Origin of the sequence: Corallococcus praedator, from assembly GCF_003612125.1 — a bacterium.
Lineage (GTDB): Bacteria > Myxococcota > Myxococcia > Myxococcales > Myxococcaceae > Corallococcus > Corallococcus praedator.
This window is the reverse complement of record NZ_RAWI01000645.1, coordinates 1-3,139: the sequence shown is the minus strand read 5'-3', so window position 1 is coordinate 3,139 and position 3,139 is coordinate 1. Positions and strand designations below refer to the sequence as shown.

2 protein-coding genes and 1 pseudogene are annotated in these 3,139 nt (G+C 70.8%); 2 read left to right on the top strand and 1 reads right to left on the bottom strand.

Going from position 1 to position 3,139, the window contains the following annotated elements; all coding sequences use genetic code 11:
• Positions 1-3: 3 nt before the first annotated feature.
• Positions 4-1,698, top strand: coding sequence for a lamin tail domain-containing protein (locus D7Y13_RS40285; RefSeq protein WP_120631012.1), 1,695 nt, complete (start codon positions 4-6; stop codon positions 1,696-1,698).
• Positions 1,695-2,138, top strand: a pseudogene (locus D7Y13_RS48445) (thermonuclease family protein); the annotation flags it as partial. The gene D7Y13_RS40285 and the pseudogene D7Y13_RS48445, both read left to right, overlap by 4 nt.
• Positions 2,139-2,201: 63 nt before the next feature.
• On the opposite strand, the gene D7Y13_RS48440 reads toward D7Y13_RS48445, so the two are convergent.
• Positions 2,202-2,909, bottom strand: coding sequence for a hypothetical protein (locus D7Y13_RS48440; protein ID WP_233596038.1), 708 nt, complete (start codon positions 2,907-2,909; stop codon positions 2,202-2,204).
• Between the last annotated feature and the right edge of the window lie 230 nt (positions 2,910-3,139).

Here is a 3,139-nt window from a genome sequence, read left to right as displayed (position 1 = left end):
CTTCTGGGGGCGTGCGGGGTGCCCGCGTGGGAGGAAGAGGCGGCGGCGTGTGAGGCCTTGCTGCCGGGGGACCTCGTCATCACCGAGTACCTCAACGACCCTGCGGGAGCGGACACCGGGAAGGAGTATGTGGAACTCCACAACCCCACCCGCGAGACCGTGGACCTGCTGGGCGTGACGCTCTTCACCGCCCGGGAGGAGGGGGCGCAGGAGCGGGCCTATACGCTGACCACGAACCTCCAGGTGGATGCGGGGGCCTTCCTCGTGATGGGGGACGTGCGTGACGGACCCCTGCCCGAACACGTGGATCAGACCTATGGCGACGCGCTCGGCGCGCTGGGGAACAGCGGTGGGCTCGTGGGCCTGCGCTGTGGAACACGCGTGCTCGATTCGGTGGCGCTCTCCGCGCTGTTGAAGTCGGGAGCGGCCCGCACCTACGACGGTCGTCTCGTGCCGGATGCGGAGGGCAATGATGATCCGTCGCGCTGGTGTGATGCGCCGGAGGCCGTGCCGGGTGGAGTCCGTGGCAGCCCGGGCACCGCGAACGCGCCGTGTCCTGGCACCACTGATGGTGGAACGCCAAGCGTGGATGCAGGGACGTGTCTGCCACCGGGAGCGGTCGCTCCCCGGGACATCCGGGCGCCACGTCCAGGCGACCTCGTCATCACCGAGGTGATGGCCAACCCGCGCGGAGATGACGTGGTGGGCGAGTGGCTGGAGGTGCGCGCCACCGTGCCCGTGGACCTCAATGGCCTCACGGTGGGAACGGACACGTCGGGCACGCGGCTGGAGTCGGAGCGTTGCCTGTCGCTCGCGGCGGGCGAATCCGCGCTGCTGGCGCGACGGCAGGAGCACGAGGTGAACGGCGGGCTTCCTGAGCCCCTGGCCACGTTCTCCGTGGACCTGCGCAACGCGGGCGGTGTCGTCGCCGTGCGCTCAGGAACCGTGCTCATCGACAGTGCGCTGTACGGCCCGGCCCAGGACGGCGTGGCCACCCAGGTGTCGGCACCGCTCACCGCCGAAGCGAAGAACAACGACGCACCGACCGCATGGTGCGCGGCCACGGAGCCCTACGGAGACCGGGGCAACCTGGGCTCACCGGGCAAACCCAACCGCACCTGCTCCGGGACGGACGCGGGGGTGTCCCAGACCGGCTGCATCGACCGGACGACGGGGCAGTCCCGCGCGCTCCGCGTTCCAACCGCGGGCTCGCTGGTGCTCACCGAGTTCCTGGCGGATCCCTCCGCCGTCCCGGACGCGATGGGAGAATGGGTGGAGGTGCTCGCATTGCGCGAGGTGGACCTCAACAGGGTGATGCTCTCCAGCGAGACAGGGGGCACCGCGCTGGAGTCCGCGCTGTGCCTGTCGGTGAAGGCGGGAGGATACGCCGTCCTCGCGCGCTCTGATGACGCCTCGCTCAATGGTGGGTTGCCTGGAGTGCTCAGCACGTTCGGGTTCAGCCTGGGCAATGGCGCGGGGGCGCACGTCCTGAAGCTGGCGGTGCAGGGCTCTGTTCTGGACTCGGTGGCCTTCACGCAGGCCGCGACCTCCGGTGCGTCCTCACAGCTCGATGCGCGCGTGCGGGATGCGTCCGGCAACGATGCGGCCGGTGCCTTCTGTCCGACCCCCGTGGGGGTGACGTACGGCGCGGGAGACCGGGGTACCCCGGGCCGCGAGAACCGGACGTGCGCGCCATGAGGACGCCAGGCATGGGGTGCCTGTTGCTGCTTACCTTCCTCCTGGCCTGCGGCGGTGACGGGGAAGGGGAGTGCGGACCTTCCACGGGCGTGGTGACGCAGGTCATCGACGGGGACACGGTGGTACTCCAGGACGGCGAGCGGATCCGCTACCTGCTCGCCGACACGCCGGAGACGACGCGCGGCCACCACGACTGCTTCGGCGAGGAAGCGGCGGCGTTCAACCGCTCGCTCGTGGAGAGGCGTACGGTGAGGCTGCGGGACGCGGAGGCGTGCACGGACCGGTTCGGACGGCGGCTTGCCTATGTGTCCGTGGACGGCCACGACGTGAACGCGTTGCTCGTGGAGCGCGGGTACGCATGCACGCTGTTCGTCCCGCCGGCCGGCACATCCCGGCGCGGCGAATTCGAGGCCCTGGAGGTCGAGGCCCGCAGGGCCCGCCGGGGGCTGTGGGGCCGCTGCCCGGCGCCGTGCTCGAAGGGACGGCGCCCGTCAGCGTCCGCCCTACGGCAGCGCGTCCGTCACCGCCAGCTTCAGCTCCCGGTCCAGCGGCCAGGCGGCCGGGAAGCGCGACGTGGTCAGGTCCAGCGTGCTGTCAGTGAGCTTCGCCTGGACGCTGTCACCCACGAAGAGCCGCAGCTTGCGCACGTGCTCCTTGAGCACCTCCCCGACGTCGGGCGTCGTGGTCAGCGCGCTGATGACCTCGCCCGTGCGCTCGATGAGCCAGGCCAGGGCCTGCACGGTGCTGGCCGCGTCCAGGTCCGTGCCCGGACCGAACTCCGCCGTCACCGGCGTGCCCAGGGCGGTGGACAGCTTGTCGGCCATGGCGGGCAGGTGCCGCCGCAGGTGCATGGGCGAGGACTCGGGCATCGACTTGGCGGGCGTGGCCAGCACGCTCGCGTCGTGCAGCGTGATGGCTTCGATGACCCCGTCCGGCACGAACGTCACATCCGTGCCCTCTTCCCGCGAGCCATACCCGCCCGACGTGTTCATCAGCACGCCCCGGCCCTGCCGGAACTCGCCGTACTCCCGCAGGACGCCCACCACCTCACGGCCGCTGCGCAGGTACAGCGTCACGTGGGGCAGGTTCAGGGGCAGGCCCTCGTTGCGGCGTGACATGAGGATGCTCATCGCTTCCATCACCTCCCAGACGCTGCGCACATGCCTGCGGCCCAGGAACTCCAGCGGATCCACCGGTCGGGTCTGGCTCATCGCGGGCCCCCTCCCTTCAGGGCATGTCCCCGGGAACGTGTCCTCGACTGCGGCTGCTGGGGTGCCGCGCCCTGTCCGTCGGTCCTGCGTTCCGCGAATGCCATGGTCCGATTCCTCCGTCCGTCTTGCCGACAGTGTCGCCCATGTCGCCAACAGGACCCAGCGGCGCGAGCAGGCCATCCCTGGTTGCCTGCCACCCCCCGGGGTCCCATCCCAGAGGTGGGCAACCC